Origin of the sequence: Alcaligenes sp. NLF5-7 (genome assembly GCF_024266725.1) — a bacterium.
Lineage (GTDB): Bacteria > Pseudomonadota > Gammaproteobacteria > Burkholderiales > Burkholderiaceae_B > Alcaligenes > Alcaligenes phenolicus.
The window spans coordinates 3,033,838-3,060,074 of record NZ_CP100755.1 but is presented as its reverse complement, the minus strand read 5'-3'; the positions used below and the strand labels follow the sequence as shown (position 1 = coordinate 3,060,074).

Sequence of the window (26,237 nt, the reverse complement as noted above, 5' to 3'; positions counted from 1 at the left end):
GGTGGGTGATTTTATAATGACAATCCTGATGGAAACCGAAAAACAGCACTCCCTGTCCCTGCCCAGCACCCAAGATGTGCTGGCTGCCTTACGCCCCGGTCAACGCTACTCGCAGCCCATGCCCCCCGGCTCGGGTGATGCCTGCCTGATTGCCGACCTGGCCCGCCAACATAAAGCGCCTATTCTGGTGCTCTGCGCCGATCCCTTGACGGCCCAAAGGCTGGCCGAGGAGATCCTGTTGTTTGGCCCCGCCCTGCGCGTTCGCCAACTGCCGGACTGGGAAACACTGCCATACGACAGCTTCTCTCCGCACCAGGATCTGATCTCCGAGCGTTTGCGCACCTTGCATGCCCTGACCATGCACGAGGTCGATGTACTGACGGTCCCCGTCACCACCGCCTTGTATCGTCTGGCACCGCCCTCCTTTCTGGCCGCCTACACCTTCTCATTCCGCCAGGGCGACGAGCTGGATGAGGCGCAACTGCGCGCCCAGTTGATGTTGGCCAACTACACCCATATGACACAGGTCAGCGCTCCAGGCGAATTCAGCATTCGCGGTGGCCTGATTGACCTGTTCCCTATGGGTTCAGTGCTGCCTTATCGTCTGGACCTGTTCGACAACGAAATTGAAAGCATACGCAGCTTTGATATCGACACCCAGCGCAGCCTGTATCCGGTCAAGGAAATCCAGCTGCTACCCGGCCGTGAATTCCCCATGGATGAAGAGGCGCGCACGCAATTCCGGGCTCGTTTTCGCGAGTTCTTTGAAGGCGATCCTTCACGCGCCCTGCCCTATAAAGATGTAGGCAATGGCATTGCCTTTGCCGGTATTGAATACTATCTGCCGCTGTTCTTTGAAGAAACGGCCACCTTGATGGACTATGTGCCCCAAGGTAGCCTGGTCATTACTCACGGGGATGCACAAAACGCGATTGGCCGCTTCCAGAGCGATACTCATAGCCGTTTTTCCTTCCTGAAGAACGACCGTGAACGCCCGATTCTGCCGCCAGAAAGCCTGTTTTTGTCAGACGAGCAGTTTTTCAATGGCATCAAGCCTTTCAGCCGCCTGAGCCTGAGCGCCCAGGCTGACAACCAGCCTATAGCTCATCCCGATTTCGAGCCTTTGCCTGTGGTTGCTGTAAACCGACGCGACAAGGATCCATTGGCTCAACTGCGGCAAGAAGTGCTGGACCCGAAAAACCGGACCGTGCTGTGTGCGGATTCGGCAGGTCGTCGGGAAACGCTGCTGCAGATGCTGCGTGAACATGATCTGTCACCCGCAACAGACTGCCAGAGTCTGGCCGATTTCCTGGAGTCAGACGCGGCTTTTGCCCTGGTCGTCGCGCCTTTGTCGCGTGGCTTTGCCTTGGTGCATGACAGCCTGAGCCTGCTGACTGAAAACGACCTTTACCCCACCCAGACTCGCACCCAAAGCAGCCGTCGCCGCAACGAGCGCAGCAGCGATGTGGAAGCCATGGTGCGGGACCTGTCCGAACTGCGTGAAGGCGACCCCGTCGTTCACGCCGAGCACGGGATTGGACGCTACTGCGGCCTGAAAGAAATGGACCTGGGCGAAGGCCCGGTCGAGTTCCTGCACCTGGAATACGCCAAAGGCAGCACTTTATATGTGCCCGTAGCCCAGTTGCACGTGATTGCCCGTTACAGCGGTGCTGATCCCGAGCATGCACCTTTACACCAGCTCGGCTCCGGCCAATGGGATAAGGCCCGCCGCCGTGCTGCGAAACAAGCACGTGACAGCGCTGCGGAATTACTGGCCCTGTACGCTCAGCGCGCCGCTCGTGAAGGCTTCAAGTTCAAGCTGCCGCTCAATGACTATCAAGCCTTCTCCGAAGGGTTTGGCTTTGAGGAAACACCGGACCAGGCTGCTGCCATTGAAGCCGTCGTGAACGACATGACGTCCGGCCAGCCTATGGACCGACTGGTTTGCGGGGATGTGGGCTTTGGTAAAACCGAAGTCGCCCTGCGTGCCGCCTTTCTGGCCGTGGCCAATGGCAAACAGGTTGCCCTGTTGTGCCCAACCACTCTGCTGGCCGAGCAACATGCGCAGACCTTCTCGGACCGTTTTGCCGACTGGCCCATCCGTGTTGCCGAACTGTCCCGCTTCCGTTCGACCAAGGAAACGCAGGCCGCAATTGCTGGCCTGCGCGATGGCAGCGTAGATATTGTGATTGGTACGCACAAAATCCTGTCCTCGGATGTGCGTTTCAAACAACTGGGTCTGGTCATCATCGACGAGGAACACCGCTTTGGTGTGCGCCAGAAAGAGGCCTTGAAACAGCTGCGTGCCGAAGTCGATATCCTGACCCTGACCGCCACACCTATTCCACGCACCTTGGGCATGTCCCTGGAAGGCATACGGGACTTTTCCGTCATTGCCACGGCACCGCAAAAACGTCTGGCGATCAAGACCTTCGTGCGTCGTGAAGATGGCAGCACCATACGCGAAGCGCTGCTGCGCGAATTGAAACGCGGTGGTCAGGTCTACTTCCTGCATAACGAAGTCGAAACCATTCACAACCGCCGTGCCCGTCTGGAAGAGTTGGTGCCGGAAGCCAGTATTGCAGTGGCCCACGGCCAAATGCCGGAACGCGAACTGGAAGCCGTCATGAAGGGCTTCTACCAGAAGCGCTACAACGTGCTGCTGTGTACCACGATTATTGAAACCGGCATTGACGTGCCCACGGCCAATACCATCGTCATCCACCGTGCGGATCGCCTGGGTCTGGCTCAACTGCACCAGTTGCGTGGACGAGTGGGTCGATCCCACCACCAGGCTTATGCCTATCTGCTGACCCCCGGCGAGGATGCCATCACCAGCAATGCGAAAAAGCGACTGGAAGCCATTCAGGCCATGGAAGAGCTGGGTGCCGGCTTTTTCCTGGCCATGCACGATCTGGAAATTCGGGGTGCCGGTGAAGTGCTGGGCGAATCCCAATCCGGCGACATTCAGGAAGTGGGCTATTCCATGTATGCGGATATGCTCAACACCGCCGTCAAAGCCCTGAAGGCCGGTGAAGAACCTGATCTGGACTCGCCCTTTGCCTTGCAGTGCGAAGTGAATCTGCATACTTCTGCGCTGCTGCCGGCCAACTACTGTCCGGATGTGAATGCCCGTCTGGGACACTACAAAGCCCTGTCGCACGCCCGTACCGAAGACGACCTGATCCATATCCATGAGGAGCTGATCGACCGCTACGGCCTGCTGCCAGAAGCGGGCGAGAACCTGCTGGCCGTACATCGCTTGCGCATCAAGGCCGAACCGCTGGGCATTGTGAAAATCGATGCCAGCGAAGCTCAAGCGACGATTCAGTTTTCCTCCAAGCCCAATGTGGACGCGGTCAGCATTATTGAGCTGGTGCAAAAGAACAAGCAGGTACGCCTGGCTGGGCCCGACAAGCTCAAGGTTGAAATTACCAAAGGCGAGGAAATCAAGAACCGTATTCAAGCCGTGCGCAATGTCTTGAACAGCTTGCGCAAAGAAAAGTAAGCCTTGAGTTTGCGGCGCCCACCTTCATTTTTTCGCCATACTAGGCTGACGATCCGCCGACATCAAACGTCCAGGCGGAACCAGTTCAACACGGCATCCAACGGAGAGTGATTCAAGGCAAAGCTGGCTTGCTCCTGCACCACCGGCTTGGCACGATAAGCCACCGAGTACTTGGCCTTGGACATCATGGGCAAGTCATTGGCCCCATCTCCAATCGCAATACACTGCTCTGGACCTGCACCCAGCTCAGCCGCCAGTTCCTGCAGGAAACGGGCTTTAGCCTGACCATCTACAATTGCGCCCAACACTTTACCGGTCAGTTTGCCGTCCACCACTTCCAAGGTATTGGAGTGGGCGTAGCTCAGACTGAAACGGTCTTTCATGCGCTCGGTGAAGAAGGTGAAGCCCCCCGACACCAGCAAAGTTTTCACCCCGTGGGCATGGGCCGTCGCAATCAAGCGGTCTGCACCCAGGTTAGGCTGCAAGCGCTCTTCATAGACGCGAGTCAGATCGCTGACGGGCACACCCTCCAGAAATGCGACACGACGATTCAGACTCTCGGTGAAGTCCTTGATTTCGCCGCGCATGGCCGCTTCAGTAATTGTGGCAACCTGCTCCTTGCGGCCAGCCATATCGGCGATCTCGTCAATACACTCGATATTGATCAGCGTGGAATCCATGTCCATTGCCAGCACACGCATTTCTTTCAGGCGATCAATCTGCTCCAGAAAGGCAAAATCCATCGCGCCGGTCTTGCACAGGGCCTGCACCTCAGCGCGTTGCGTAGCATCTGCACCCAGCAGACGCACGGCGGTAGGACCCAGCTCCTGCACTCCATCGGCCTGCACCACTGCCGCAATTTTTTCGATGATGGCGCTATCCAGGCGCGGCCCTTGAAGAATGAGATGAGACATCAGATCGTCCACAAAGCAAGAAAATACAGCACAGCCACTGTGCCAAAAGACGATTATTGTAGCCTGCTGCGGCCCCGGCACGGCCCTGCCAACAGGTGCAATGTCAGTTTTCAGCCTGAACTCATCCTGCTACGATAAAAGCTATCGCGAAATGACCGAGGACGCCCTCCATGTACATCTGGCCCAACAATACCCTGCTGGATCTGCTCCACATCGAACATCCCATCATTCAAGCCCCTATGGCCGGCGCCCAAGACAGCGAACTGGCTATTGCCGTTGCTCGTGCTGGCGGCCTGGGCTCTCTGGCCTGCGCCATGCTCAGCCCGGAGCAGATTCGGGAACAAGTAGGCTTGTTCCGGCAAGCCGTATCGGCCCCTATCAATCTGAACTTCTTTTGTCATGAAGACCTGCGCCTGGAGCCAGAGGCTCTGCAAGAGTGGCGTCTGCGCCTGATGCCTTACTACCAGGAATACGGCCAGGACCCCAATCAGGAATTGCCCAAAGCGGCACGCGCGCCCTTCTCCAACCAGCATGCAGAATTGGTCGAAGACCTGAAACCCGAAGTCGTCAGCTTCCACTTTGGCCTGCCCTCCCCCGAGCTGGTCCAGCGCGTGAAAAAAGCCGGTGCCCTGATCATGTCCAGCGCTACCACGACGGCTGAAGCAGTCTGGCTGCAAGAGCACGGCGCCGACATCATCATCGCCCAGGGTCTGGAAGCCGGTGGCCACCGTGGCATATTCCTGGACGATAAAGTGCATACCCAAGTGGGCACCATGTCCTTGGTTCCCCAGATTGCCGATGCCGTCACTATTCCCGTAATTGCGGCCGGTGGTATTGCCGATGGACGCGGTATTGCTGCCGCCCTGGCCTTGGGCGCCAGCGCCGCTCAAATTGGCACGGCCTACCTGTTCTGCCCTGAATCCAAGATCACTCCACTGCATCGCGAAGCACTGTCCAATAGTCGCTCGGACAGCACAGCCTTGACCAATCTGTTCTCCGGTCGCCCTGCCCGCAGTATCCGCACTCGTCTGATGGATGAAATCGGTCCTTTAAGTGCCAGCGCTCCGGTATTTCCCCATGCGGGTTCGGCTCTCAGCCCGCTGCGTATCGAAGCCGAAAAACAAGGCCGTACCGAATTCAGTTCCCTCTGGAGCGGACAAAGCGCTGCCTTGGGTCGTGCCCTGCCTGCCGAGGAACTGACACTGGTTCTCGCCCAAGAGGCTCAGGGCGTCTGCAAGCGTCTGGGCGTGGCTGGCGCTACCCATGCTCCCCTGGACAAACCTTGATCGATTCTGGGGGCTGCACACGCGGTGTGCAGCCCCTCACATGCGTCAAAACCAGCCGCTGACGGCATGGCCCAGACATTCAGGACAAAAAAAACCTCGCAAAATTGCGAGGTTTTTTCATGCATTCAGCACTATTCAAACTTGCCCTTGGGGTGACGCATCAAATAGCGATACACAAAGCCGGGGTACGCCATCACCAAGAATAAAGCAAAGGTAATGGTGTAGAACACCCAAGTCTGCTTGAACGGGTTACCGATGCTGGCTTCAAAAGCAAAGCCGAACGCACCCATAATCCCGTAAAACGCACAGACTTCCAGAAGGCGAGAAAAAAAGCCTTTGGAAACTTTCTGATGGCGGGAGCGCCAGGCCGGAAAATAAAACATGGCTCCCACCAAAGCCAGACCCAAAAACAACTTGCCCAACATGACTGGCAAGGAGCTCAGGCCAGAGCTGGAGGCAATCACCGTGTAGATTCCCAAACCCAAAGCAGCCAGCGCGGCCAGGTACACAAGGCCAACGATCAGCTGCAGCCAGGGCGAGAGGCCTGAGCGCTCGCCCGGCATGGACCAAGGCAAAACCAGCAAGGGCTTTTCCACGAGAAACGGCAGATTAGCCGTAATCACGGAAAGAACAATCAAGACCCAGATGGAAAGGCTTTGGTCCATAGTGCTACCTACTTAAAACTGCAAGGAAGACTGAATCACGCGGATGCAGGTGTCCATCAAGCCACCAGGCAAAACGCCCAGGCCGATAATCAGAACGCCGTTTACCAGCATGACCAGCTTGGTCAGCAAGCCCGTTGCCACAGGATGCTCTTCACCTTCAGGTTCGTCGAAGTAAACAACCTTCACGACACGCAGGTAGTAGAAAGCACCGATCAAGGACATGATGACGGCAAACACGGCCAGCCAGACATAGCCCGCACCCACCACAGCTTGCAGAACACTCAGCTTGGCAGCAAAGCCGGACAGCGGAGGAATACCAGCCAGGGAGAACATGGATAGCAGCCAGATCAAGGCCAGACCAGGGTTACGGCGGTTCAGGCCCTTCAGGTCGCTGATGTTTTCGCATTCAAAACCACGACGGCTCAGGATCAGGATCAGACCGAAAGTGCTCAGGGTGGTCAGAACGTAGATCACCACATAGAACAGCGAAGCACCGTAGGCTTGAGAGTGAGTCTCGCCATTGAACACGCCAGCCAGCAAGCCCAGGAAAATGAAACCCATGTGCGAGATGGTCGAATACGCAAGCATACGCTTGAGATTCTTTTGCATGATCGCAGTCAGGTTACCCAGAGCCAGCGACAGCACAGCCATGATCAGCAACATGGGCTGCCAGTCCACGGCAATACCGTGCAGAGCCTCAACCAGGAAGCGCATGGTTACGGCAAAAGCAGCCAGTTTAGGAGCAGCACCGATGATCAGGGTAACGGTAGTAGGAGCGCCTTGATAGACGTCCGGTGTCCACATATGGAAAGGAGCAGCCGTCAATTTGAAGGCCAGACCTGCCACTACAAACACCACACCGAAGACCAGAGCCAGACGCTCGGCTTGCCCGTTAGCGATGACTTCAGCGATACGTGGGAATTCCAGATGGCCGGTAGCGCCAAAAATCATGGACATACCGTACAGCAAGATACCCGATGCCAACGCACCCAGAACGAAGTACTTCAACGCCGCTTCAATGGACTGACGGTGTTCACGACGCAGGGCAACCAGTGCGTACAGCGCAAAGGACATCAGCTCCACACCCAGATAAGCGGTCAACATGCTGTTGGCCGAAATCATGATCATCTGGCCCAGCAGAGCCATCAGAGTCAAAGTGTAGAGTTCCCCACCGCGTTCCATCATGTCGCGCTGTTCGGCGTACTCACGACCGTAGATCAGGGTAGCGGCGACCGCAGCACACGAAAGCAGCTTCAGGAAGTGCGCCAACTCGTCTGCGACGAACAGGCCACCAAACGAGACACCGCTCACACCCTTGGACCACTGCCAGGCTACGCTGGCCGCAACCACGGCAAGCGTCAACAGGCTCAGAACAAACGTCGAGTGGCGCTGTTTGTGTTTGCTGAAAGCATCAAAAATCAGCACACACGAAGCCAGAACCAGGAGCAGGATCTCGGGCAAAGCCAGAGAAAAGTTAAAGGTAGTATCCATAGTGATTCGGCCTACAGTTTCGAGATGGAGACGTGTTGCAGCAACGCTTCAACCGAAACGTGCATGACCTCGGTAAATGGCTTGGGATACACACCCATGCCCAGCACCGCAATCGCCATTACGCCAAGAACGAAGAACTCACGGCCACTCAGGTCGCTCATGCCGGCAACATTGTCGTTACCCACGGGGCCAAAGGCCACGCGCTTGAGCATCCACAGCGAGTAAGACGCGCCTGTAATCAGCGCTGTTGCTGTCAACAGACCGATCCAGAAGTTGTACTCCACCGCGCCCATGATGACGGTGAACTCACCGATAAAGCCGCTGGTGCCTGGCAAACCGCTGTTGGCCATCGAGAACAGCACAAAGAAGGTAACGAAACGAGGCATCACCTTGACCACACCACCGTAATCGGCGATTTGGCGGCTGTGCAGACGGTCGTACAGAACACCGATACACAGGAACATGGCACCGGACACGAAACCGTGCGAGATCATTTGCATGATCGCGCCTTCCATACCCGTGGTGTTGAACACGAAAAAGCCCAGCGTGACAAAACCCATGTGAGCCACAGAGGAGTAAGCCACCAGCTTTTTCATATCGTCCTGAACGATGGCGACCAGACCAATGTAGATCACCGCGACCAGAGACAGGGCAATGATGATTCCGGCCAGACCTTGCGAAGCATCAGGAGCGATGGGCAGGGAAAAGCGCAGGAAACCGTAAGCACCCAGTTTCAACATGATGGCAGCCAGCACCACGGAACCACCAGTAGGTGCTTCCACGTGGGCATCCGGCAACCAGGTGTGGACAGGCCACATAGGCACCTTCACAGCAAAAGCCATGAACAGAGCAGCAAAGATCAGCACCTGAGTGGTGTAATCCAGCGGCACTTTATGCCAGGTCAGGATATCGAAAGTACCGCCGGACACATTCCACAAGTAGATGAATGCGATCAGGGTCAACAGCGAGCCGAGCAAGGTGTACAAGAAGAACTTGACCGATGCATACACGCGGTTCGGACCACCCCAGATACCGATGATCAAGTACATCGGGATCAGCGTGGCTTCAAAGAACACATAGAACAGCAAGCCATCCAGAGCGGCAAACACGCCAACCATCAGACCCGACAGGATCAGGAAGGCACCCATGTATTGAGCCACGCGGTTCTTGATCACCTGCCAGCCCGCCAGCACCACGATCACCGTGATGAAAGCGGTCAGCAGAACAAACCACATGGAAATACCGTCCACGCCAAGGTGGTAATTCACCTTGAAGGCATCAATCCAGGGGGCCAGCTCGACAAACTGCATGTCGGCCGTACCGGGATTGAAGCCCGTGTACAGAGGAATAGTGACAACAAGACCGGCAATCGAACCCAGCAGAGCCAGCCAGCGGGTGAAGGTGGGACGATCATCACGCCCCAGAGCCAGCACCAACAGGCCAGCGACGATAGGTACGAAAATCGCCAGCGTTAACCAAGGAAGAGTAGAAGACGCCATATCGCTAGCCATTTACCGAACCGTCAGTACAAAAAAGGATAAGAGCGCCAGGATCCCGAGGATCATGGCAAAGGCGTAGTGATAGACATAGCCGGACTGGATATGACGGCTGATTGCAGCCACCCAGCCCACTACGCGTGCACTACCGTTGACCACCAGGCCGTCAATCAGACCGCGGTCAGCACCTTTCCAGAGGCCCGTACCCAGGCAGCGAACGCCACGAGACAGCACTTGCTCGTTGAACCAGTCAACGTAGTACTTGTTCTCCAGGATACGGTAGATAAAAGAGCAGTTCTTTTTGATAGCGGCAGGCAAAGCAGGATTAACCAGGTACATGTACCAGGCCACCACAGCACCAGCCACAACCAGCCAGAATGGCAGTGTGCCAAAACCGTGTACGGCGTAAGCCATCCAGTCGGTCCAGTGCTCGGCCAGCGTTGCCATTGCAGGATGGTCAGGCAGAACCGTCACAATGCCTTCAAAGTAGCCACCGAACAGCAATGGATCAACGAACCAGATACCGGCGAAGATCGACGGAATGGCCAGCAGAACCAGAGGCAGCGTAACCACCCAAGGCGACTCGTGAGGATCGCCACCGTGAGCGTGATGGTCGTCGTGACCATGCGACTCGTCGTGCTTGACGTCACGGAAGCGCTCTTTGCCGTGGAATACCAGGAAGTACAGACGGAAGGAGTACAGCGAGGTGACGAACACACCGATCAGTGTGGCGTAGTAAGCGTAGGTCGAACCCCAGATACCGGCTTCGCCTGCGGCTTCGATGATGTGCTCTTTCGAGTAGAAACCCGAGAAGAACGGCGTACCCACCAGAGCCAGCGTACCGATCAGGAAAGTCAGCCAGGTAATAGGCATGTACTTGCGCAGACCACCCATATTGCGGATGTCCTGATCGTGGTGCATACCGATAATCACCGAACCAGCACCCAGGAACAGCAAGGCTTTGAAGAAAGCGTGTGTCATCAGGTGGAACACAGCAGCCGAGTAAGCCGAAGCACCCAGAGCTACCGTCATGTAACCCAGCTGGGACAAGGTGGAGTAAGCCACAACGCGTTTGACGTCGTTCTGGATAATACCCAGCAAGCCCAGGAACAAGGCACCCGTTGCACCGATCACGATGATGAAGGACAGCGCGGTTGTCGACTGTTCAAACACAGGCGAGAAACGAGCCACCATGAAGATACCGGCCGTCACCATGGTCGCGGCGTGAATCAGCGCCGAGATAGGAGTAGGACCTTCCATGGAGTCAGGCAGCCAGCTGTGCAAAGGAACCTGAGCCGATTTACCCATGGCACCCACAAACAGGGCCAGAGCAGCAACGGTCAGCAATTGCCAGTCAGTACCGGGGAATGTCATGGTGCTCAGTTCCTGAACCTTGGCGAACACGTCGCTGTAGTTCATGGAGCCGGTGTAGGCGTAGAGCAAGCCAATACCCAGAGCAAAACCGAAGTCACCCACACGGTTGACCAGGAAGGCCTTCATGTTGGCAAAAATGGCAGTCTTGCGCTCGTACCAGAAACCGATCAGCAGGTAAGACACCAGACCCACCGCTTCCCAACCGAAGAACAGCTGCAGCATGTTGTTGGACATGACCAGCATCAGCATCGAGAAGGTAAACAGCGAGATGTAGGAGAAAAAGCGCTGGTAGCCCGGATCATCCTTCATGTAGCCAATGGTGTAGATATGCACCATCAGCGACACGGACGTCACCACCACCATCATCAGGGCAGTCAGCTTGTCGATCAGGAAACCGATATCCCACTGAATGCTGCCAATGGTGATCCAGGTGTAGACCGGACCGTTGAAGGTCTGGCCTTCCAGAACCTGCAACATGACCATGACCGAGCCGATAAAGGAAATCAGCACGCCCGCGATCGTAATCAGGTGAGCGCCTGTCTTGCCGATAAATCGACCCAGAAAGCCGGTACCGAACAAACCGGCTAGCGCCGAACCCACCAGGGGAGCAAGCGCAATCGTTAAGTAAAGATTTATGGAGTTCATTAGTGTGCTATCCCATCAACCCTTGAGCTGGTCGAGATCCTGGACATTGATCGAATTAAGGTTACGGAACAACAGAACCAGAATTGCAAGACCAATGGCCGCCTCGGCCGCAGCGACCGTCAGGACGAAAAAGACAAACACCTGACCTGCCTCGTTGCCCATCCAGGTGGAGAAGGCCACAAAGTTCATGTTGGCCGACAAAAGAATCAGCTCAACAGACATGAGCAAGATAATCAGGTTGCGACGGTTCAGGAAAAAGCCGAACAGGCCGATCGTGAACAGCACAGCGCCCAGGACCAAATAGTGCGCAAGCGTCAGCGTCATCATCATTTGTCTCCTGGCACGACAGCGTCAGCCGAACTGGACGCCGACGGCTTTTCGGTTTGAGAAGGAATGGAAACCATGCGCAGACGGTCTTGCGAACGAACCTTGACTTGTTCGCTGGAAACGGTGCGTTTGACACCTTCACGTTTACGCAGAGTCAGTGCAATGGCCGAGATCATGCCAACCAGCAGCACAATGCCACCGAGCAACACCGCCAGCACGTACTGGGAGTACATCAACTCGCCAATCACACGGGTGTTGTTGTAGTCCGCAGCCACCGCGGCAGCAGGTGCCGTCGTGAACCACAGTTTGGTCAGCACAAAGCCCATTTCCAGAACCATGATGGCGCCGATCAACAGCCCCATAGGCACGTGAGCCTTGAATTTCTTGGCAGCGGATTCCTGACGAACGTCCAGCATCATGATGACGAACAGGAACATCACCATCACGGCGCCCACATAGACCACCACCAGCAAGAGGCCCAGGAACTCGGCGCCCATCGTGATCCACATCATGGCGGCCGTGAAGAACACCAGAATCAAATGCAATACGGCTGTAACCGGGTTTTTAGCAGCGATCACGCGATACGCGGCCACCACCATCACCAGCGCCAGCACATAAAACAGAACAGTAGTAAATAACATGAGTGTAGAGCTCCGGCCTTAGCGATAAGGTGCATCTGCGGCACGACGACGAGCGATCTCGTCTTCGTAGCGGTCACCGATAGCCAGCAGCATGTCCTTGGTGTAGTACAAATCGCCGCGTTTTTCACCGTGGTACTCGTGAATGTGCGTTTCCACGATCGAATCGACCGGGCAGCTTTCTTCACAGAAACCACAGAAAATACACTTGGCCAGATCGATGTCATAACGCGTAGTACGACGGGTACCGTCCTCGCGCTCTGCCGATTCGATCGAGATGGCCATGGCGGGACATACGGCCTCGCACAGTTTGCACGCGATGCAACGCTCTTCGCCGTTTTCGTAGCGACGCAAAGCGTGCAGACCGCGAAAACGTGGCGAAGCGGGCGTGGTTTCAACGGGATAACGCAGGGTTACCTTGCGCTTGAAGAAATACTTCCCCGTCAGGCGCATGCCTTTGAGCATCTCGGACAGCATCAGGCTGCCAAAGAAATCTTTGATTGCTTCCATAATCTTGCCCCTTAGCCTTAATGCCAGATGTTCCAGGGCGTCTGCATCCAGATCGCCACAATAACCAGCCAAACACCGGTCAGCGGGATAAATACTTTCCAGCCCAAACGCATGATCTGGTCATAGCGGTAACGTGGGAACGTTGCACGGAACCAGATGAACATGGAGACCACGACAAAGGTCTTCAGACCCAGCCACAGCCACCCCGGAATCCAGGTAAATGGAGCGAACTCGACAATGGGAGTCCAGCCACCCAAGAACATGATGGACGCCAGAGCCGACAGGAAAATCATGTTGGCGTATTCGCCCAGGAAGAACAGAGCGAAACCGGTACCGGAGTACTCCACCATGGGACCGGCCACAATTTCCGATTCGCCTTCCACCACGTCAAACGGGTGACGGTTGGTTTCAGCAACGGCGGAAATCACGTAGATCACAAACAGTGGCAGCAATGGCAGCCAGTTCCAGGACAGGAAGTTCAAGCCCTTGTCCGCAAAGTAACCCTGAGTCTGACCAAGCACGATGCCCGACAGATTCAGCGTGCCGGAAACCAGCAGCACGGTAATCAGCACGAAACCGATGGCCAGCTCGTAGGACAGCACCTGAGCGGCTGCACGCAGACCACCCAGCAAGGCGTACTTGGAGTTGGAAGCCCAACCGGCCACGATCACACCGTACACACCCAGCGAGGTAATCGCCAGAATGTACAGCAGACCGGCGTTAACGTCGGACAGAACCACATCGGGGCTGAAAGGAATCACAGCCCAGGCAGCCAGAGCAGGCATCAGCGTCACAACCGGAGCCAGCAGGTACAGGACCTTGTTGGACTTCGCAGGAACGATCAGCTCTTTGGTCAGCAGTTTGAAAACGTCAGCGAAAGGCTGCAGCAAGCCACGGTAACCAACACGGGTTGGTCCCAGACGAACGTGCATGAAGCCGATCATCTTGCGTTCCCAGTAAGTCAGGTAGGCAACACACAGAATGACGGGCACAGCGATGGCAACAACCTTCAGCAGCGTCCACACCACATACCATGCGGTCGGACCCAGCAGGTCCGTGCCGTAGCTATTGATGGCAGAGAGAAATTCCATGTTATGCACGCTCCACTGTCAATTGACCGAATGCGCTACCCAAAGCGGCTGTTTCAGAAAAAGCGGTGGCAACACGCACCGAGTTCAATGCCACGGTGTCATCCAGCTGAGCTGGCAGGCTGACTTCGCCTTGCGAAGAACGAACCTTTACCAGATCGCCGTCAGCCAGACCCAGTTGGGCCAGCGTGGCAGCGGCCATGCGAGCCGTAGGTGCTGCCGAAGCAGGTGTTTCCTGCAAGGGAGCCGAACGGCGCACCAGCGCATCGCTACGGTAGATAGGCACATCAGCCACACGCTCCAGACCGCTTGCTGCAGGCAGAACGCTGGCAGCCAGATTGATCTGGTTGGACAGACGCGATTCCACACCGGCAGCCATGACAGAGTCACGAACCGATTCCGAGGTTTCATCGTCAAAACCATCCAGCTGGAACAGATTGCCCAGCACGCGCAGAACCTTCCAGGCCGGACGTGTATCGCCCACAGGAGCAGCAGCACCCTTGAAGCTTTGTACACGGCCTTCGGCGTTCACGAAGGTGCCGGAGGTTTCAGTGAAAGGAGACACGGGCAGCATCACATCGGCCCACTGCTCGGCAGCGGAACGATAGGAAGTCAGCGCGACCGAGAAGGTGGCGGACTTCAGTGTTTCTACTGCACGTTCGCCCAGATCGCTGTCCAGTGCTGGCTCAACATTCAGAACCAGGTAAGCACGCAGGGTTTGAGCCAGCATTTGCTCGGCAGTCAAACCGCCCTTGCCCGGTACGGCGTTAGCCAAGTAGCCACCCACGGTGTTACCACCGGCAGTCAGGAAGCCCAGCTTGGCACCGCTAGCCTGTGCAATCGCATTGGCGTTGGCAGCAATTACGCTAGCCTGATCCGAGTTGACAGCCATATTGCCCAGCAAGATAGCCACGCGTTCGCCGGAAACCAGGCTGTCAGCAATCTGCTGAGCTTCAGCAGAAACTTGCACGCCTTCCAGACCCGCAGGAACTGCGCTGTCTTTGGCTTTGGCAACGGCAACCAGCACTTGAGCCAGAGAGTTGGCCAACTGGCTGGGAGCCACCGTCATGCGGCCAGCAATCGCATTGAACAATGGATTATCGGCAGCCGAATCAATAAAGGAAACTTGAGCGCCACGTTTGACAGCCTGACGCAGACGCTGGGCCATCAAGGGGTGATCTTTACGCAGGAAGGAGCCCACGACCAGAACGCGATCGAGCTCGTTCAAGGCGGTCAGAGGCATACCCAACCAAGGCACACCGGCCAGAGCACCATCCAGACGGGCATCGGTCTGACGCAGACGGAAGTCCACGTTTTCGGTACCCAGAGCACGACCCAGACGAGCCAGCAAAGCCAGTTCTTCAGTCGTGGAGGTAGCCGAACCAATACAGCCCAGCTGATCTGCACCAAACTTCTCGCGCACGGCGTTCATGCCGGCAACGATGGTTTGCATGGCGTCGTTCCAGGAGGCTTCGCGCCACTGGCCGTCATCACCGCGCACCATGGGGCGAGTCAGACGATCTTCGGTGTACAGGCCTTCGTAGGAGAAACGGTCACGGTCGCTGATCCAGCACTCGTTGACTTCGTCGTTCTCGAAAGGAACAACACGCAGCACCTTGTCCATCTTGGCTTGCAGCACCAGGTTGGCACCCACGCTGTCGTGCGGGCTAACGCTGCGACGACGGGCCAGTTCCCAGGTACGGGCATTGAAGCGGAAGGGTTTGGACAGCAAGGCACCCACGGGGCAAACGTCAATCATGTTGCCCGACAATTCGGACTCGACTGCGCGACCCACGAAGGTGGTGATTTCGGCGTGCTCGCCGCGGTTGAGCATACCAACCTCTTGAACGCCGGCGATTTCTTCGCCCGTACGCACACAGCGGGTGCAGTGAATGCAGCGCTGCATGGCTTCGGTCGAGATCAGTGGGCCCATGGATTTGGCGGCCACAACGCGCTTTTCTTCCTTGTAGCGCGACTCGGAGCCACCGTAACCCACGGCCAGATCCTGTAGCTGACACTCACCGCCCTGGTCGCACACGGGGCAATCCAGGGGGTGGTTGATCAGCAGGAATTCCATGACGCTTTTTTGAGCGGCAATGGCTTTTTCCGAACGAGTACGCACAACCATGCCGTTGGTGACGGGAGTGGCGCAAGCAGGCAAAGGCTTGGGCGCTTTTTCCACGTCCACCAAACACATGCGGCAGTTGGCGGCAATACTCAGTTTTTTGTGATAACAGAAGTGCGGCACGTAGACCCCGGCGTCATGGGCAGCCTGAATGACCATGCTGCCTTCCGGGGCGTCAACTTTAATGCCATCGATGGTGAGTTCTACCATTACGTTGTCCTGGCCTACAAATATTGAGGCACCACACAGCCTTTATGCTCGATGTGGTGTGCGAACTCGTCGCGGAAATGCTTAACGAAACTGCGCACCGGCATGGCAGCAGCATCACCCAGGGCGCAAATGGTGCGACCCATGATGTTCTGTGCGATGTCATCGAGCATGTCCAGATCTTCTGGGCGACCTTGACCGTTCTCGATACGATGCACCATGCGCCACAACCAGCCTGTGCCTTCCCGGCACGGCGTGCACTGGCCGCAGCTTTCGTGATAGTAAAAATAGGACAGGCGCAGCAGGGACTTGACCATGCAACGAGTCTCGTCCATCACGATGACAGCGCCCGAACCCAGCATGGAACCAGCCTTGGCAATGGAGTCATAGTCCAGGTTGGTCGCCATGATGATGTCGGCGGGCAAAACGGGCGAGCTGGAACCACCAGGGATCACAGCTTTCAGTTTGCGACCGTCGCGCATGCCGCCTGCCAATTCCAGCAAGGTGGCAAACGGCGTACCCAGAGGCACTTCGTAGTTACCGGGACGCTCTACGTCGCCAGTAATGGAGAAGATCTTGGTACCGCCCGCATTGGGGATACCCACTTCCAGGTATTCCTGACCGCTGTTGCGCAAAATCCAGGGTACAGCCGCGAAGGTTTCGGTGTTGTTGATGGTCGTCGGCTTGCCGTACAGACCAAAACTGGCCGGGAATGGTGGTTTGAAGCGAGGCTGGCCCTTCTTGCCTTCCAGGGACTCCAGCAGCGCAGTTTCTTCACCGCAAATATAGGCACCGTAACCGTGGAACGCATGCAGCTGGAAGCTGAAATCCGAACCCAGGATCTTGTCACCCAGAAAGCCTGCCGCACGGGCCTGTTCCAGCGCTTCTTCAAAACGCTGATAGATTTCGAACACTTCACCGTGGATGTAGTTGTAGCCCACGGTAATACCCATGGCGTAGGCTGCAATGGCCATGCCTTCGATCACGATGTGCGGGTTGAAACGCAGGATATCGCGGTCTTTGAAAGTGCCGGGTTCGCCCTCGTCGGAGTTACATACCAGGTACTTTTGACCGGGCAAGCTGCGGGGCATGAAGCTCCACTTCAAACCCGATGGAAAACCTGCACCACCACGACCGCGCAAGGCCGAAGTCTTGACTTCAGCAATCACGTCTTCGGGCTTCATGCCGGTAGTCAGTACTTTACGCAGAGCTTCATAGCCACCACGCTTGACGTACTCTTCCAGGCCCCAGTTGTCGCCGTTCAAACCAGCCAGAATCTGTGGCTGAATATGACGATCATGAAAAATCATGCTGCGCGACAGGTCGCCACCAGGGTTAGGTTCCAATCCCTGTGCGAACTTGCGCAGAATGTCCGGTGCAATCATGCCGATTCTCCGTGTGTCTTCAATTCTTCGAGCATGGCATCAATGCGCTCGGCTTCCATGCGCACGCACATATGCTGATTGTTCAGCAGCATGACGGGCGAATCACCACATGAACCCATGCACTCTCCCATGATCAGGGAGAACTGGCCGTCCGCCGTGGTTTCACCGTATTCGATACCCAGTTTCTCTTTCAGGTACTCGCCAGCCTTGACGCCATCACGCAGCGCACAGGGCAAGTTGGTGCAAACGGAAATGGTGACGCGGCCAACGGGCTTGGTGTGGAACATGTTGTAGAAGGTCGCAACCTCCTGCACAGCGATAGGCTCCACGCCAATGTATTGAGCCACATCCTCGATAATTTCTGGCGATACCCAGCCTTTTTCCTGCTGGGCAATGGCCAGGGAGGCCATGATGGCAGAGCGACGTTGATCTGCCGGGAACTTGCTCAGTTCCTTATCTATCTGTTGGTAGGCTTTTTCGGAAAGCAACATAATTCGGTTCCGTTTTTCCAGGCGCGACCTTAGCGGTCGATCTCGCCAAACACAATGTCCTGCGTGCCGATGATCGTTACCGCGTCGGCAATCATGTGACCGCGGCTCATTTCATCGAGGGCCTGCAAGTGGACGAAGCCCGGAGCACGGATCTTCATGCGGTAAGGCTTGTTACCGCCGTCAGATACCAGATAAATGCCAAACTCGCCCTTGGGATGCTCCACACCGGCATACACTTCGCCAGTAGGCACGTGCATACCTTCGGAGAACAGTTTGAAATGGTGGATCAAGTCCTCCATCCCGGTTTTCATGCGTTCGCGCGATGGCGGTGCCACTTTGTGGTTATCCGTGATGACAGGACCGGGGTTGTTGCGCAGCCACTGTACACACTGACGGATGATGCGGTTGCTCTCGCGCATTTCCGCGATACGAACAAGGTAACGGTCGTAAGAGTCACCGTTGCGACCCACAGGAATATCAAATTCGACGCGATCATAGACTTCGTAGGGCTGCATCTTGCGCAGATCCCACTCAACGCCCGAACCACGCAGCATGGGGCCGGTAAAGCCCAGCGCCTTGGCGCGATCAGGATCCACGACGCCCACGCCCACCAGACGCTGCTTCCAGATACGGTTATCGGTCAGCAGGGTTTCGTATTCGTCAACACAAGTGGGGAAACGGTTGGTGAAGTCTTCGATGAAATCCAGCAAAGAACCCGAACGCGCTTCGTTCATGGCTTTCAGTTCTTTGTCGGAGCGGTATTTGTTGGCCTTGTACTGTGGCATGGTGCCGGGCAGATCGCGGTAAACGCCACCTGGACGGTAGTAGGCCGCGTGCAAACGGGCGCCGGAGACCGCTTCGTAGCAGTCCATCAGGTCTTCACGTTCACGGAAGGCGTACAGGAACACAGCCATGGCACCCACGTCCAGCGCATGCGAACCGACCGACATCAGGTGGTTAAGGATGCGGGTAATCTCGTCAAACATGACGCGGATGTATTGAGCACGCAACGGCACCTCAACACCGACCAGACGCTCCACGGCCATACAGTAAGCGTGCTCGTTGACCATCATGGACACATAGTCCAGACGATCCATGTATGGCAGGGTTTGCAGGAAAGTGCGGTGCTCGGCCAGCTTTTCGGTGGCACGATGCAACAGACCAATATGGGGGTCAGCACGCTGAATGACTTCGCCGTCCAGCTCAAGCACCAAACGCAACACACCGTGTGCGGCTGGGTGCTGAGGACCAAAGTTCAGGGTGTAGTTTTGAATTTCTGCCATGATGCTTATCGCCCAATTCCGTAATCGTCCTCGCGCACCACTCGTGGCGTGATTTCACGCGGCTCGATGGTGACGGGCTGGTAAATGACCCGCTTCTGCTCGGTGTCATAGCGCATTTCGACGTAGCCGGAGATGGGGAAGTCTTTGCGGAACGGATGACCGATAAAACCATAGTCGGTCAGGATGCGACGCAGATCAGGGTGGTTCTCGAAAATAATGCCGTACAGGTCAAACGCCTCGCGCTCGAACCAGTTCACCGACGGCCAGACCTCGAACAGGGTTGGCAAAGTGGGGAAATCGTCGTTGGGCACAAAGCAGCGCACACGCAGGCGCCAGTTGTGCTTCAAGGACATCAGGTGCAGCACAACGGCAAAGCGATGGGGGAACTGAGCCGATGCAGCCTGATAGGTAGGCGCTTTCCAGGCGGAATAATCAATCCCGCACAAGTCGATACAGGTCTCAAAGCGCAGATCAGCGTGGTCGCGAAGCAATGTGCAAGTGTCGACCCATGCATCAGCGGGCACTTCCAAAGTGAGTTCATTGCGCGCTTGCGTCAACGCAGCCTGCTCGCCAAGGATAGAGAGCAAGTTGGTTTTTAAAGTTTCTAGCCGTGTCATAGTCTTGTTTAGCCTGTTCTAACCGTTCAGCGTGCGATGGTATTGGTCAAACGGATCTTGTTCTGCATCTGCAGCAAGCCGTAAACCAAAGCCTCAGCAGTCGGAGGGCAGCCTGGCACGTACACATCTACCGGCACGATGCGATCACAGCCGCGAACGACCGAGTAGGAGTAGTGGTAGTAACCGCCACCGTTGGCACAGGAGCCCATGGAAACGACCCAGCGTGGCTCGGCCATCTGGTCGTACACCTTGCGCAAGGCGGGTGCCATCTTGTTGCACAGGGTGCCCGCCACAATCATCAAGTCAGATTGACGTGGACTGGGACGGAAAATAATGCCGAATTGGTCCAGGTCATAACGAGCTGCACCAGCGTGCATCATTTCCACTGCACAACAGGCCAGACCAAATGTCATGGGCCACATGGACCCTGTTTTTGCCCAGTTCAGAAACTTGTCTGCACTGGTCGTCACAAAACCTTCTTTGAGAATGCCGTCGATAGCCATAGTAGTTGCCTTTTGCCGGATCAGACCCTGGGAAGCCCCGGCCTATCCTGTTGCTGACCAAACCCGCTGTCATCAAGACGCATCCTCGTGCCCCTTATGCCCAGCAGCAGACGCGAAAACCCCTAGCAGGGTTCTCTATGGATGGGTTTACTCCCAGTCCAGAGCGCCTTTTTTCCATTCGTAGATAAAACCGACCGTCAAAACGGCCAGGAACGCCATAACGGTCCAGAAACCGACCAGGCCTACTGTTCCATTGGCCATGGCCCAGGGAAACAGAAAAGCGATTTCCAGATCGAACATGATGAACAGAATCGCGATCAGGTAGTAACGAATGTCCACCTTCATGCGCGAATCACCGAATGCTTCAAAACCGCATTCGTAAGGAGAGAGCTTTTCAGCATCGGGCCGGTTTGGACCGAGCACTCGACCGACTAAAAGTAGAGCCAGGCCAATCCCAGTGGCGACGATGATAAATAGCAAAACGGGAAAGTACTCTTGCAGGTTCATGCAAAGCATCCAATCGCAGTAAATAAACTCTTGGATTGTAGCATTTTGAGAGCACAGTTTTGGGGGATAACCCCAAACCATTACATCTATGCAAGGGTGTTGCACCCATGCCGCAAAAACTGTCAGCTACCTGACTGGAAACCCTTCAACTATTGATTATTTATTCTATTAAGGGTTGTGATTGTAGACCTCAATCAAATATCTTACTCGTTTTTGTAAGGTAAATGTCAGCCACCAAACAGAAGAAAATGATTTTTCCTGCTTATTTTGTAAGCAAGCCAAACAAGACCAAGTAGTCGCAATGGTCGTTAGAAGGGTTTAGCACGCACCCCAGCTCCGGCCCCAGACCCCACACCACAACAACAGAGCACCACCCCAGGAAACTCACGGACCTTACACCAATAGCCAACACATACCAACGAACCCATAAACACGAGCGACAAAACCCAATAAAGCCTCTATAGCCCAAACGGACTTAAGCAGAGGCCTCAAAAAAGCAGTAGACAATAAAAAAGCCATCCCGAAGGATGGCTTTTTATACTTCTACAGTTCAGGCAAGTCCGGAGATTTGCCCTTCGCAACGCGTAGACAAGCTACGCGAAACGATTAGAACTGGTGACGCAGACCGACGCCGATCAGAGTCGACTTAGCATCAGGCAGGAAGTACACGTTCTTGGCGTAGGAGCCGATGGCGTACACGTTCGTGCGCTTGCTCAGTGGGTGGCTGTAACCCAGGCTGAACGTGTGCTGTTTCTTCATTTCCCACGACAGGTTGGAATTAGCCAAAACATCTGGAGCCGAACGAGGATCAGCCATTGTCCAGGAACCCATCACAGTACCGGCACCCACTGGAGCGGACAAACCGACCAAGTAGGAGTTAACTTTCAAGCCGTCCAGGCTAGGATTGTTGTAAGCATCCAGCACATCACCCAAGCCAAAACCGCTGTAGGACTGAGCAGCGAACAAACCGTCACGGGTTTGACCGAAAGCCAAGTAAGCCTTCACAACTTCAAAGTCGTAGCTACCACCGATGTTCCAGGACTTAACAGTGTCACCACCGCTCACTGGACCATTCACAACAGCACGGCTTTCAGCAGTTTTGTACTGATCGTATGTCAGAGCAACACCGATAGGGCCGTTAACGTAACGCAGACCGGTGGTCACGGCGCGCTGGTTGCGCTCCAGACCATCATTAATGTTGTTAACTTCGTTAATCTTAGCGACTTGAGAGCCATCAGTGTTGAAAGAGTAACCAACGCCGAACTGGAAGCCGGAGAAGTTAGGGGTTTGGTACATGACCATGTTGTCGTAACGAGTGGTGTTAGCGGCTGTGAAAGCACCACCAATGTTAGCTTGGTCGAAACCACCGCCGAAAGGATCGGCTACGCCTGGCAAGTACTTGGAGGCGATATTAGTTTGACGACCGAAGTCCAATTGACCCCAGCTGTCACCAGCCAGACCCAGAGTGGCGTGACGACCGAACAGACGGCCACCTTGAGCGGATTTACCGGTGGACAGGTCAAAGCCGCTTTCCAGTTGGAATACAGCGCGCAGGCCATCGCCCAGATCTTCGGAACCTTTCAGACCCCAGCGGTTGCCCGACTGGATGCCGTTGATCATACCGGTTTTCTTCTGTTCGTAAGAACCACCGTTACCGTTGGAGGTGTAGTCCTCAGTAGCTTTGAATTTTTGGTAACCGATACCACCGTCCAGAATACCGTACAGGGTGACAGACGTTTCTGCGTGTGCGACGCCAGCGAAGCCGGCCATCAGAGCAGCAGCGAGCAGAGTCTTTTTCATGTAAGAAATCTCCGTAGATTTGAGTAAATCAGAGCAGCCCAACTACAACAGTGCTGCTGCTCTTTCTAACTCCGCGATGGGAAGTTAACGCTATTGCATCAAAATTCCCGTCGCTTGACTACGAAACCCTTCGGAAACGTGAATCTTTGTGCACAGCTTGTTGGCTATACACAACAAAAACCCACTTATAGCGGCTTTCCAAGCCACCTCAACCAAGGGCGATAATTAGCGAGCTAAAACCAGCCCCCTCTTAAGAACTTGCTTTAACTCCCGCTGGCAATCTGTCGCCAACACTGGTCTTGTGGAAATACGACAAAAAACCAAACCCTGCCGTCTAACTGGAAGCAAGCACCCAAAAGCCCATCCCAAACTCGGGACACCCAAAGCGGTGATAATGACAATTTCTCATATTGCGAGAAACAAAGACTTAACAAAACTCAGAACGCGCTGACTCAGCCGAAGCCTTTTTCAAACCAGAACAAACACCCCAGTACCGCCCAAAAATCCCGCAATCTAAGCAAACTCCCAAGCACCAAAAAAATGGCAAAAAAAAACCCGTCCTTCTCAGGATCAGGTTTTATTTTCAAGCCCTGCAATGACAGAGCATCACTGCATTTTTTTGGTGCCGACGACGAGACTCGAACTCGTACAGCTTTCGCCACTACCCCCTCAAGATAGCGTGTCTACCAATTCCACCACGTCGGCAAGCAATCAAGACAGCGATATTAGCATGACAAAAGTAAGACTGTCAGTACAAAACAAGCCAAAACACTCAAAAAAACCCGTTCTCAGGCATATTCCACACAAACATCGCAAAATGAACAAAGCCCGCCGTTACAGCGGGCTTTGATATCGCAGCTTCCGACCCTGCTCTTTGCGATCGCTTACATAGAAAGCGACGAGAAACCCACAAACAGACCCAGACTTACTCCGCAGCAGGAACTGCTGGAGCGCTCTGCTCAGGAGTTGCCGAAGGCACGGCCGCAGGCACTGAAGCCGCTGGCGCAGGAACCGAAGCAGCACCCGATGAAGCCGCACCAGGCACAGAGGATTCATACCCCTGCATCACACCCGCATCAGCCTTTTGCGCTGGGTGGTGAGCCACCCAAGCCAAACCGCCAGTAGACACAAAAAAGACAATTGCCGCCCATTTAGTCATGCGCGACAAAAAGTTGGCCGCACCTGCTGCGCCGAACACACTACCTGCCGAGCCGCCACCAAAGGCCGAGCCCATATCAGCGCCCTTGCCTTGCTGCAGCAGCACCAGACCAATAATCAACAGCGAGGAGATAACCTGCACCGCCATCAGAACGGAAGACATCCAATCTTGCATTTAAAGACTCCAGACCCTTTAAGCGGCCACAATACGTAAAAATTCCTGCGCATCCAAAGATGCACCACCCACCAAGGCACCATCAATATCCGGCATGGCAAACAGCTCTGCGGCATTATCCGCTTTCACGCTGCCCCCGTACAAAATACGCAACTGATCCGATTCCATATAGGCGCGAATCTGCTGATGCATTTGCTGCGCTTGCTCCGGCGTTGCAGTCAGACCCGTACCAATCGCCCAGACCGGCTCATAGGCCAGCACCAGCTTGGAGACCACCTCGGCCCCAAGAGCCTTGATAGGTTCGAGTTGATCTTGCACCACACAGGTTTCCTGCCCCGCCTCGCGATCAGCCAATTGCTCGCCAATACAGACAATAGGCGTCAAGCCCGCATCCAGTGCCGCAACAACTTTGGCGGCAACCTGAGCGCTACTTTCCTGGTGATACTGACGGCGTTCGGAATGCCCGACAATCACCCAGCGACAGCCGATATCAGCCAGCATTGCCGCCGAGATTTCCCCAGTGTATGCACCCTTGGCGTGGACACTGACATCTTGAGCACCGACCGCTATGGTCGAATCTTTCAAGACACCTGCCACCTGAGGCAAATACACATAAGGAACGCATACAAGCACATCACAATCTGCCTGCACACCAGGCTGAACGAGCAGTTCTTGCAGCAGACGGCTGTTGCCATCAAGCGAGCCATTTAATTTCCAATTACCCGCAACCAGTCGTTTACGCGAAGAATGTACGCTCATTGCTCCCTTGATGCCAGTCAAAAAGTTACACCAACGCCCACAATCAAGGCGCAGCTAACCGGCTATTGTAGCGCGTGCTAATCCATTTCGCGCATATTTGACAGAAAATTCGTTTCAGAACGGCAAGAAAAAGGGTGGCTATGCCACCCTTGCTGCTTTTATGGAACAAGAATGATCTTGCCCACCTGCTCACCCGCCTCCATCATGGCATGCGCTTCGCTCGCCTTTTCCAAGGGGAAAGTGGCATGAATCAAGGGACGTACCTGCCCTGCTTCCAGCAAAGGCCAGACACGCTCTTTCAGAGCCTGCGCCAGTTGCGCCTTGAACTCGACAGAGCGGGACCGCAAGGTTGAGCCGGTAATAGTCAGGCGACGACGCAGAATCTCCCCACAATTAATCGTGGCCTTCACCCCACCTAGCAAAGCAATAATGACGATACGGCCGTCATCGGCCAGACACGTCAAATCCCGGTTGATGTAGTCGCCAGAGACCATATCCAGAATCACATCAACACCACGGCCGCCTGTTTTGCTTTTGATGACGTCTTCGTAAACTTCGGTTTTATAGTTGATGCCGATTCCGCCCAAGCGATTAATGGCCTCCACGCGTTCATCACTGCCTGCCGTGGCATATACCGTATGCCCCAGAGCCACTGCCAACTGGATAGCTGTTGTTCCAATTCCGCTTGCACCACCATGAACCAGCAGGGTTTCACCCTTGCTCAACTGACCACGGTCGAACACATTGCTCCAGACAGTGAAGAAAGTTTCTGGCAGCCCCGCCGCCTCCAGCAAGCTGAAACCCGCAGGAATAGGCAAGCACTGCTGTACTGGCACCACACAATATTCGGCATAGCCACCACCAGTGACCAACGCACAGACCTGATCCCCAATCTTGAACCCACTGCCCTGCACATCGCCCGATACGATTTCACCAGCCAGTTCCAGGCCGGGAATATCAGAGGCACCAGCCGGTGGCGGGTAAGCGCCTGCTCGTTGCAAGACATCCGGACGGTTCACGCCCGCCGCCAGCACCTTGACCAGCACTTCACCAGGACCTGTTTGTGGCATGGGGCGCTCGCCCACTCGCAACACTTCCGGCTTTCCAAACTCGGTAATTTCAACAGCTCGCATACCTACTCCCTGATATCTAGACTATTTTTCCAGCGCGGCTGCAAGCACAAACCATAAGCAGCCGCCTTACCTGCTGCAATCTATCACAGGCACTGGCATCAACGCCCTATTCCAGCCATGAAAACAGATTATTTCGATGACGCTAGCAAATT

General features: G+C 55.3%; 22 protein-coding genes and 1 tRNA gene. 2 read left to right on the top strand and 21 right to left on the bottom strand.

Annotated features, from left to right (window positions below; translation table 11 throughout):
- The first annotated feature begins 28 nt into the window (after window positions 1–28).
- Window positions 29–3,508 carry a transcription-repair coupling factor gene (gene mfd / locus MID00_RS14075; protein WP_021446887.1) on the top strand — a complete coding sequence of 1,160 codons (3,480 nt, stop codon included), beginning with the start codon at window positions 29–31 and terminating at the stop codon, window positions 3,506–3,508.
- A 62-nt stretch (window positions 3,509–3,570) separates the two neighbouring features.
- Here mfd and serB read toward each other — a convergent pair whose 3' ends face one another.
- On the bottom strand, window positions 3,571–4,422 hold the full coding sequence (gene serB, locus MID00_RS14070; RefSeq protein ID WP_009456669.1) for a phosphoserine phosphatase SerB: 852 nt from the start codon (window positions 4,420–4,422) through the stop codon (window positions 3,571–3,573).
- A 170-nt stretch (window positions 4,423–4,592) separates the two neighbouring features.
- Here serB and MID00_RS14065 point away from each other — a divergent pair, with 170 nt between their 5' ends.
- The gene (locus MID00_RS14065) at window positions 4,593–5,708 is read left to right on the top strand and encodes a nitronate monooxygenase family protein (protein WP_254498965.1); all 1,116 of its coding nucleotides are present in this window, start codon (window positions 4,593–4,595) and stop codon (window positions 5,706–5,708) included.
- Window positions 5,709–5,839: 131 nt separating this feature from the next.
- Here MID00_RS14065 and MID00_RS14060 read toward each other — a convergent pair whose 3' ends face one another.
- The 20 genes from MID00_RS14060 to MID00_RS13965 all read right to left on the bottom strand — a co-directional run bounded on the left by MID00_RS14060 (window position 5,840) and on the right by MID00_RS13965 (window position 26,085).
- Window positions 5,840–6,373 (bottom strand): DUF2818 family protein, encoded by a 534-nt coding sequence (locus MID00_RS14060; protein WP_254498964.1) that lies wholly within the window; start codon window positions 6,371–6,373, stop codon window positions 5,840–5,842.
- A gap of 12 nt (window positions 6,374–6,385) precedes the next feature.
- Window positions 6,386–7,864 carry an NADH-quinone oxidoreductase subunit NuoN gene (nuoN, locus tag MID00_RS14055; RefSeq protein ID WP_009456673.1) on the bottom strand — a complete coding sequence of 493 codons (1,479 nt, stop codon included), beginning with the start codon at window positions 7,862–7,864 and terminating at the stop codon, window positions 6,386–6,388.
- An 11-nt stretch (window positions 7,865–7,875) separates the two neighbouring features.
- Window positions 7,876–9,363 (bottom strand): NADH-quinone oxidoreductase subunit M, encoded by a 1,488-nt coding sequence (locus MID00_RS14050; RefSeq protein ID WP_026483134.1) that lies wholly within the window; start codon window positions 9,361–9,363, stop codon window positions 7,876–7,878.
- 12 nt (window positions 9,364–9,375) lie between these two features.
- Window positions 9,376–11,379 carry an NADH-quinone oxidoreductase subunit L gene (gene nuoL / locus MID00_RS14045; RefSeq protein ID WP_060186471.1) on the bottom strand — a complete coding sequence of 668 codons (2,004 nt, stop codon included), beginning with the start codon at window positions 11,377–11,379 and terminating at the stop codon, window positions 9,376–9,378.
- Between the two features lie 15 nt (window positions 11,380–11,394).
- Window positions 11,395–11,703: an NADH-quinone oxidoreductase subunit NuoK gene (gene nuoK, locus MID00_RS14040; RefSeq protein ID WP_026483136.1), complete on the bottom strand. Its 309-nt coding sequence runs from the start codon at window positions 11,701–11,703 to the stop codon at window positions 11,395–11,397.
- A 2-nt stretch (window positions 11,704–11,705) separates the two neighbouring features.
- On the bottom strand, window positions 11,706–12,347 hold the full coding sequence (locus tag MID00_RS14035; RefSeq protein ID WP_009456678.1) for an NADH-quinone oxidoreductase subunit J: 642 nt from the start codon (window positions 12,345–12,347) through the stop codon (window positions 11,706–11,708).
- Window positions 12,348–12,365: 18 nt separating this feature from the next.
- Window positions 12,366–12,854, bottom strand: a complete 489-nt coding sequence (gene nuoI, locus MID00_RS14030; protein ID WP_003801051.1) for an NADH-quinone oxidoreductase subunit NuoI — start codon at window positions 12,852–12,854, stop codon at window positions 12,366–12,368.
- Window positions 12,855–12,871: 17 nt separating this feature from the next.
- Window positions 12,872–13,945 carry an NADH-quinone oxidoreductase subunit NuoH gene (gene nuoH / locus MID00_RS14025; protein ID WP_060186470.1) on the bottom strand — a complete coding sequence of 358 codons (1,074 nt, stop codon included), beginning with the start codon at window positions 13,943–13,945 and terminating at the stop codon, window positions 12,872–12,874.
- Between the two features lies 1 nt (window position 13,946).
- A complete protein-coding gene (gene nuoG, locus MID00_RS14020; protein WP_035272463.1) occupies window positions 13,947–16,277 on the bottom strand; it encodes an NADH-quinone oxidoreductase subunit NuoG in 2,331 nt (776 codons plus the stop codon).
- Window positions 16,278–16,291: 14 nt separating this feature from the next.
- A complete protein-coding gene (nuoF, locus tag MID00_RS14015) occupies window positions 16,292–17,659 on the bottom strand; it encodes an NADH-quinone oxidoreductase subunit NuoF (protein ID WP_009456684.1) in 1,368 nt (455 codons plus the stop codon).
- Entirely contained in the window at window positions 17,656–18,150 is a 495-nt protein-coding gene (nuoE, locus tag MID00_RS14010; protein ID WP_026483139.1) for an NADH-quinone oxidoreductase subunit NuoE, read from the bottom strand. Before nuoE ends, nuoF begins: the two co-directional genes overlap by 4 nt.
- Window positions 18,151–18,179: 29 nt before the next feature.
- Window positions 18,180–19,433: an NADH-quinone oxidoreductase subunit D gene (locus MID00_RS14005; RefSeq protein ID WP_009456688.1), complete on the bottom strand. Its 1,254-nt coding sequence runs from the start codon at window positions 19,431–19,433 to the stop codon at window positions 18,180–18,182.
- Window positions 19,434–19,438: 5 nt separating this feature from the next.
- Complete coding sequence (locus tag MID00_RS14000; RefSeq protein ID WP_254498963.1) at window positions 19,439–20,050, bottom strand: NADH-quinone oxidoreductase subunit C; 612 nt, start codon at window positions 20,048–20,050, stop codon at window positions 19,439–19,441.
- A gap of 26 nt (window positions 20,051–20,076) precedes the next feature.
- The gene (locus MID00_RS13995) at window positions 20,077–20,553 is read right to left on the bottom strand and encodes an NADH-quinone oxidoreductase subunit B family protein (protein ID WP_003801059.1); all 477 of its coding nucleotides are present in this window, start codon (window positions 20,551–20,553) and stop codon (window positions 20,077–20,079) included.
- A gap of 147 nt (window positions 20,554–20,700) precedes the next feature.
- Window positions 20,701–21,060, bottom strand: a complete 360-nt coding sequence (locus MID00_RS13990) for an NADH-quinone oxidoreductase subunit A (RefSeq protein ID WP_003801061.1) — start codon at window positions 21,058–21,060, stop codon at window positions 20,701–20,703.
- Between the two features lie 606 nt (window positions 21,061–21,666).
- Entirely contained in the window at window positions 21,667–22,860 is a 1,194-nt protein-coding gene (locus tag MID00_RS13985) for a porin (protein ID WP_003801062.1), read from the bottom strand.
- A gap of 620 nt (window positions 22,861–23,480) precedes the next feature.
- Window positions 23,481–23,565, bottom strand: a tRNA-Leu gene (locus MID00_RS13980).
- 220 nt (window positions 23,566–23,785) lie between these two features.
- Window positions 23,786–24,193, bottom strand: coding sequence for a preprotein translocase subunit SecG (gene secG / locus MID00_RS13975; RefSeq protein ID WP_121739292.1), 408 nt, complete (start codon window positions 24,191–24,193; stop codon window positions 23,786–23,788).
- Window positions 24,194–24,211: 18 nt separating this feature from the next.
- Window positions 24,212–24,952: a triose-phosphate isomerase gene (gene tpiA, locus MID00_RS13970; protein WP_254498962.1), complete on the bottom strand. Its 741-nt coding sequence runs from the start codon at window positions 24,950–24,952 to the stop codon at window positions 24,212–24,214.
- Window positions 24,953–25,110: 158 nt separating this feature from the next.
- A complete protein-coding gene (locus tag MID00_RS13965) occupies window positions 25,111–26,085 on the bottom strand; it encodes an NAD(P)H-quinone oxidoreductase (protein WP_250755927.1) in 975 nt (324 codons plus the stop codon).
- Between the last annotated feature and the right edge of the window lie 152 nt (window positions 26,086–26,237).

Excerpts from the sequence above, each read along its gene's own strand:
- nuoL (WP_060186471.1), bottom strand. The coding sequence starts at position 11,379 with ATGAACTCCATAAATCTTTACTTAACGATTGCGCTTGCTCCCCTGGTG.
- nuoF (WP_009456684.1), bottom strand. The coding sequence starts at position 17,659 with ATGATTGCACCGGACATTCTGCGCAAGTTCGCACAGGGATTGGAACCT.
- MID00_RS14050 (WP_026483134.1), bottom strand. The coding sequence starts at position 9,363 with ATGGCGTCTTCTACTCTTCCTTGGTTAACGCTGGCGATTTTCGTACCT.
- MID00_RS14060 (WP_254498964.1), bottom strand. The coding sequence starts at position 6,373 with ATGGACCAAAGCCTTTCCATCTGGGTCTTGATTGTTCTTTCCGTGATT.
- nuoI (WP_003801051.1), bottom strand. The coding sequence starts at position 12,854 with ATGGAAGCAATCAAAGATTTCTTTGGCAGCCTGATGCTGTCCGAGATG.
- secG (WP_121739292.1), bottom strand. The coding sequence starts at position 24,193 with ATGCAAGATTGGATGTCTTCCGTTCTGATGGCGGTGCAGGTTATCTCC.
- MID00_RS14000 (WP_254498963.1), bottom strand. The coding sequence starts at position 20,050 with ATGACACGGCTAGAAACTTTAAAAACCAACTTGCTCTCTATCCTTGGC.
- mfd (WP_021446887.1), top strand. The coding sequence starts at position 29 with ATGGAAACCGAAAAACAGCACTCCCTGTCCCTGCCCAGCACCCAAGAT.
- nuoK (WP_026483136.1), bottom strand. The coding sequence starts at position 11,703 with ATGACGCTGACGCTTGCGCACTATTTGGTCCTGGGCGCTGTGCTGTTC.
- nuoG (WP_035272463.1), bottom strand. The coding sequence starts at position 16,277 with ATGGTAGAACTCACCATCGATGGCATTAAAGTTGACGCCCCGGAAGGC.
- MID00_RS13985 (WP_003801062.1), bottom strand. The coding sequence starts at position 22,860 with ATGAAAAAGACTCTGCTCGCTGCTGCTCTGATGGCCGGCTTCGCTGGC.
- MID00_RS14035 (WP_009456678.1), bottom strand. The coding sequence starts at position 12,347 with ATGTTATTTACTACTGTTCTGTTTTATGTGCTGGCGCTGGTGATGGTG.
- MID00_RS13995 (WP_003801059.1), bottom strand. The coding sequence starts at position 20,553 with ATGGCTATCGACGGCATTCTCAAAGAAGGTTTTGTGACGACCAGTGCA.
- MID00_RS13990 (WP_003801061.1), bottom strand. The coding sequence starts at position 21,060 with ATGAACCTGCAAGAGTACTTTCCCGTTTTGCTATTTATCATCGTCGCC.
- MID00_RS14005 (WP_009456688.1), bottom strand. The coding sequence starts at position 19,433 with ATGGCAGAAATTCAAAACTACACCCTGAACTTTGGTCCTCAGCACCCA.
- MID00_RS13965 (WP_250755927.1), bottom strand. The coding sequence starts at position 26,085 with ATGCGAGCTGTTGAAATTACCGAGTTTGGAAAGCCGGAAGTGTTGCGA.
- nuoE (WP_026483139.1), bottom strand. The coding sequence starts at position 18,150 with ATGTTGCTTTCCGAAAAAGCCTACCAACAGATAGATAAGGAACTGAGC.
- nuoH (WP_060186470.1), bottom strand. The coding sequence starts at position 13,945 with ATGGAATTTCTCTCTGCCATCAATAGCTACGGCACGGACCTGCTGGGT.
- nuoN (WP_009456673.1), bottom strand. The coding sequence starts at position 7,864 with ATGGATACTACCTTTAACTTTTCTCTGGCTTTGCCCGAGATCCTGCTC.
- serB (WP_009456669.1), bottom strand. The coding sequence starts at position 4,422 with ATGTCTCATCTCATTCTTCAAGGGCCGCGCCTGGATAGCGCCATCATC.
- MID00_RS14065 (WP_254498965.1), top strand. The coding sequence starts at position 4,593 with ATGTACATCTGGCCCAACAATACCCTGCTGGATCTGCTCCACATCGAA.
- tpiA (WP_254498962.1), bottom strand. The coding sequence starts at position 24,952 with ATGAGCGTACATTCTTCGCGTAAACGACTGGTTGCGGGTAATTGGAAA.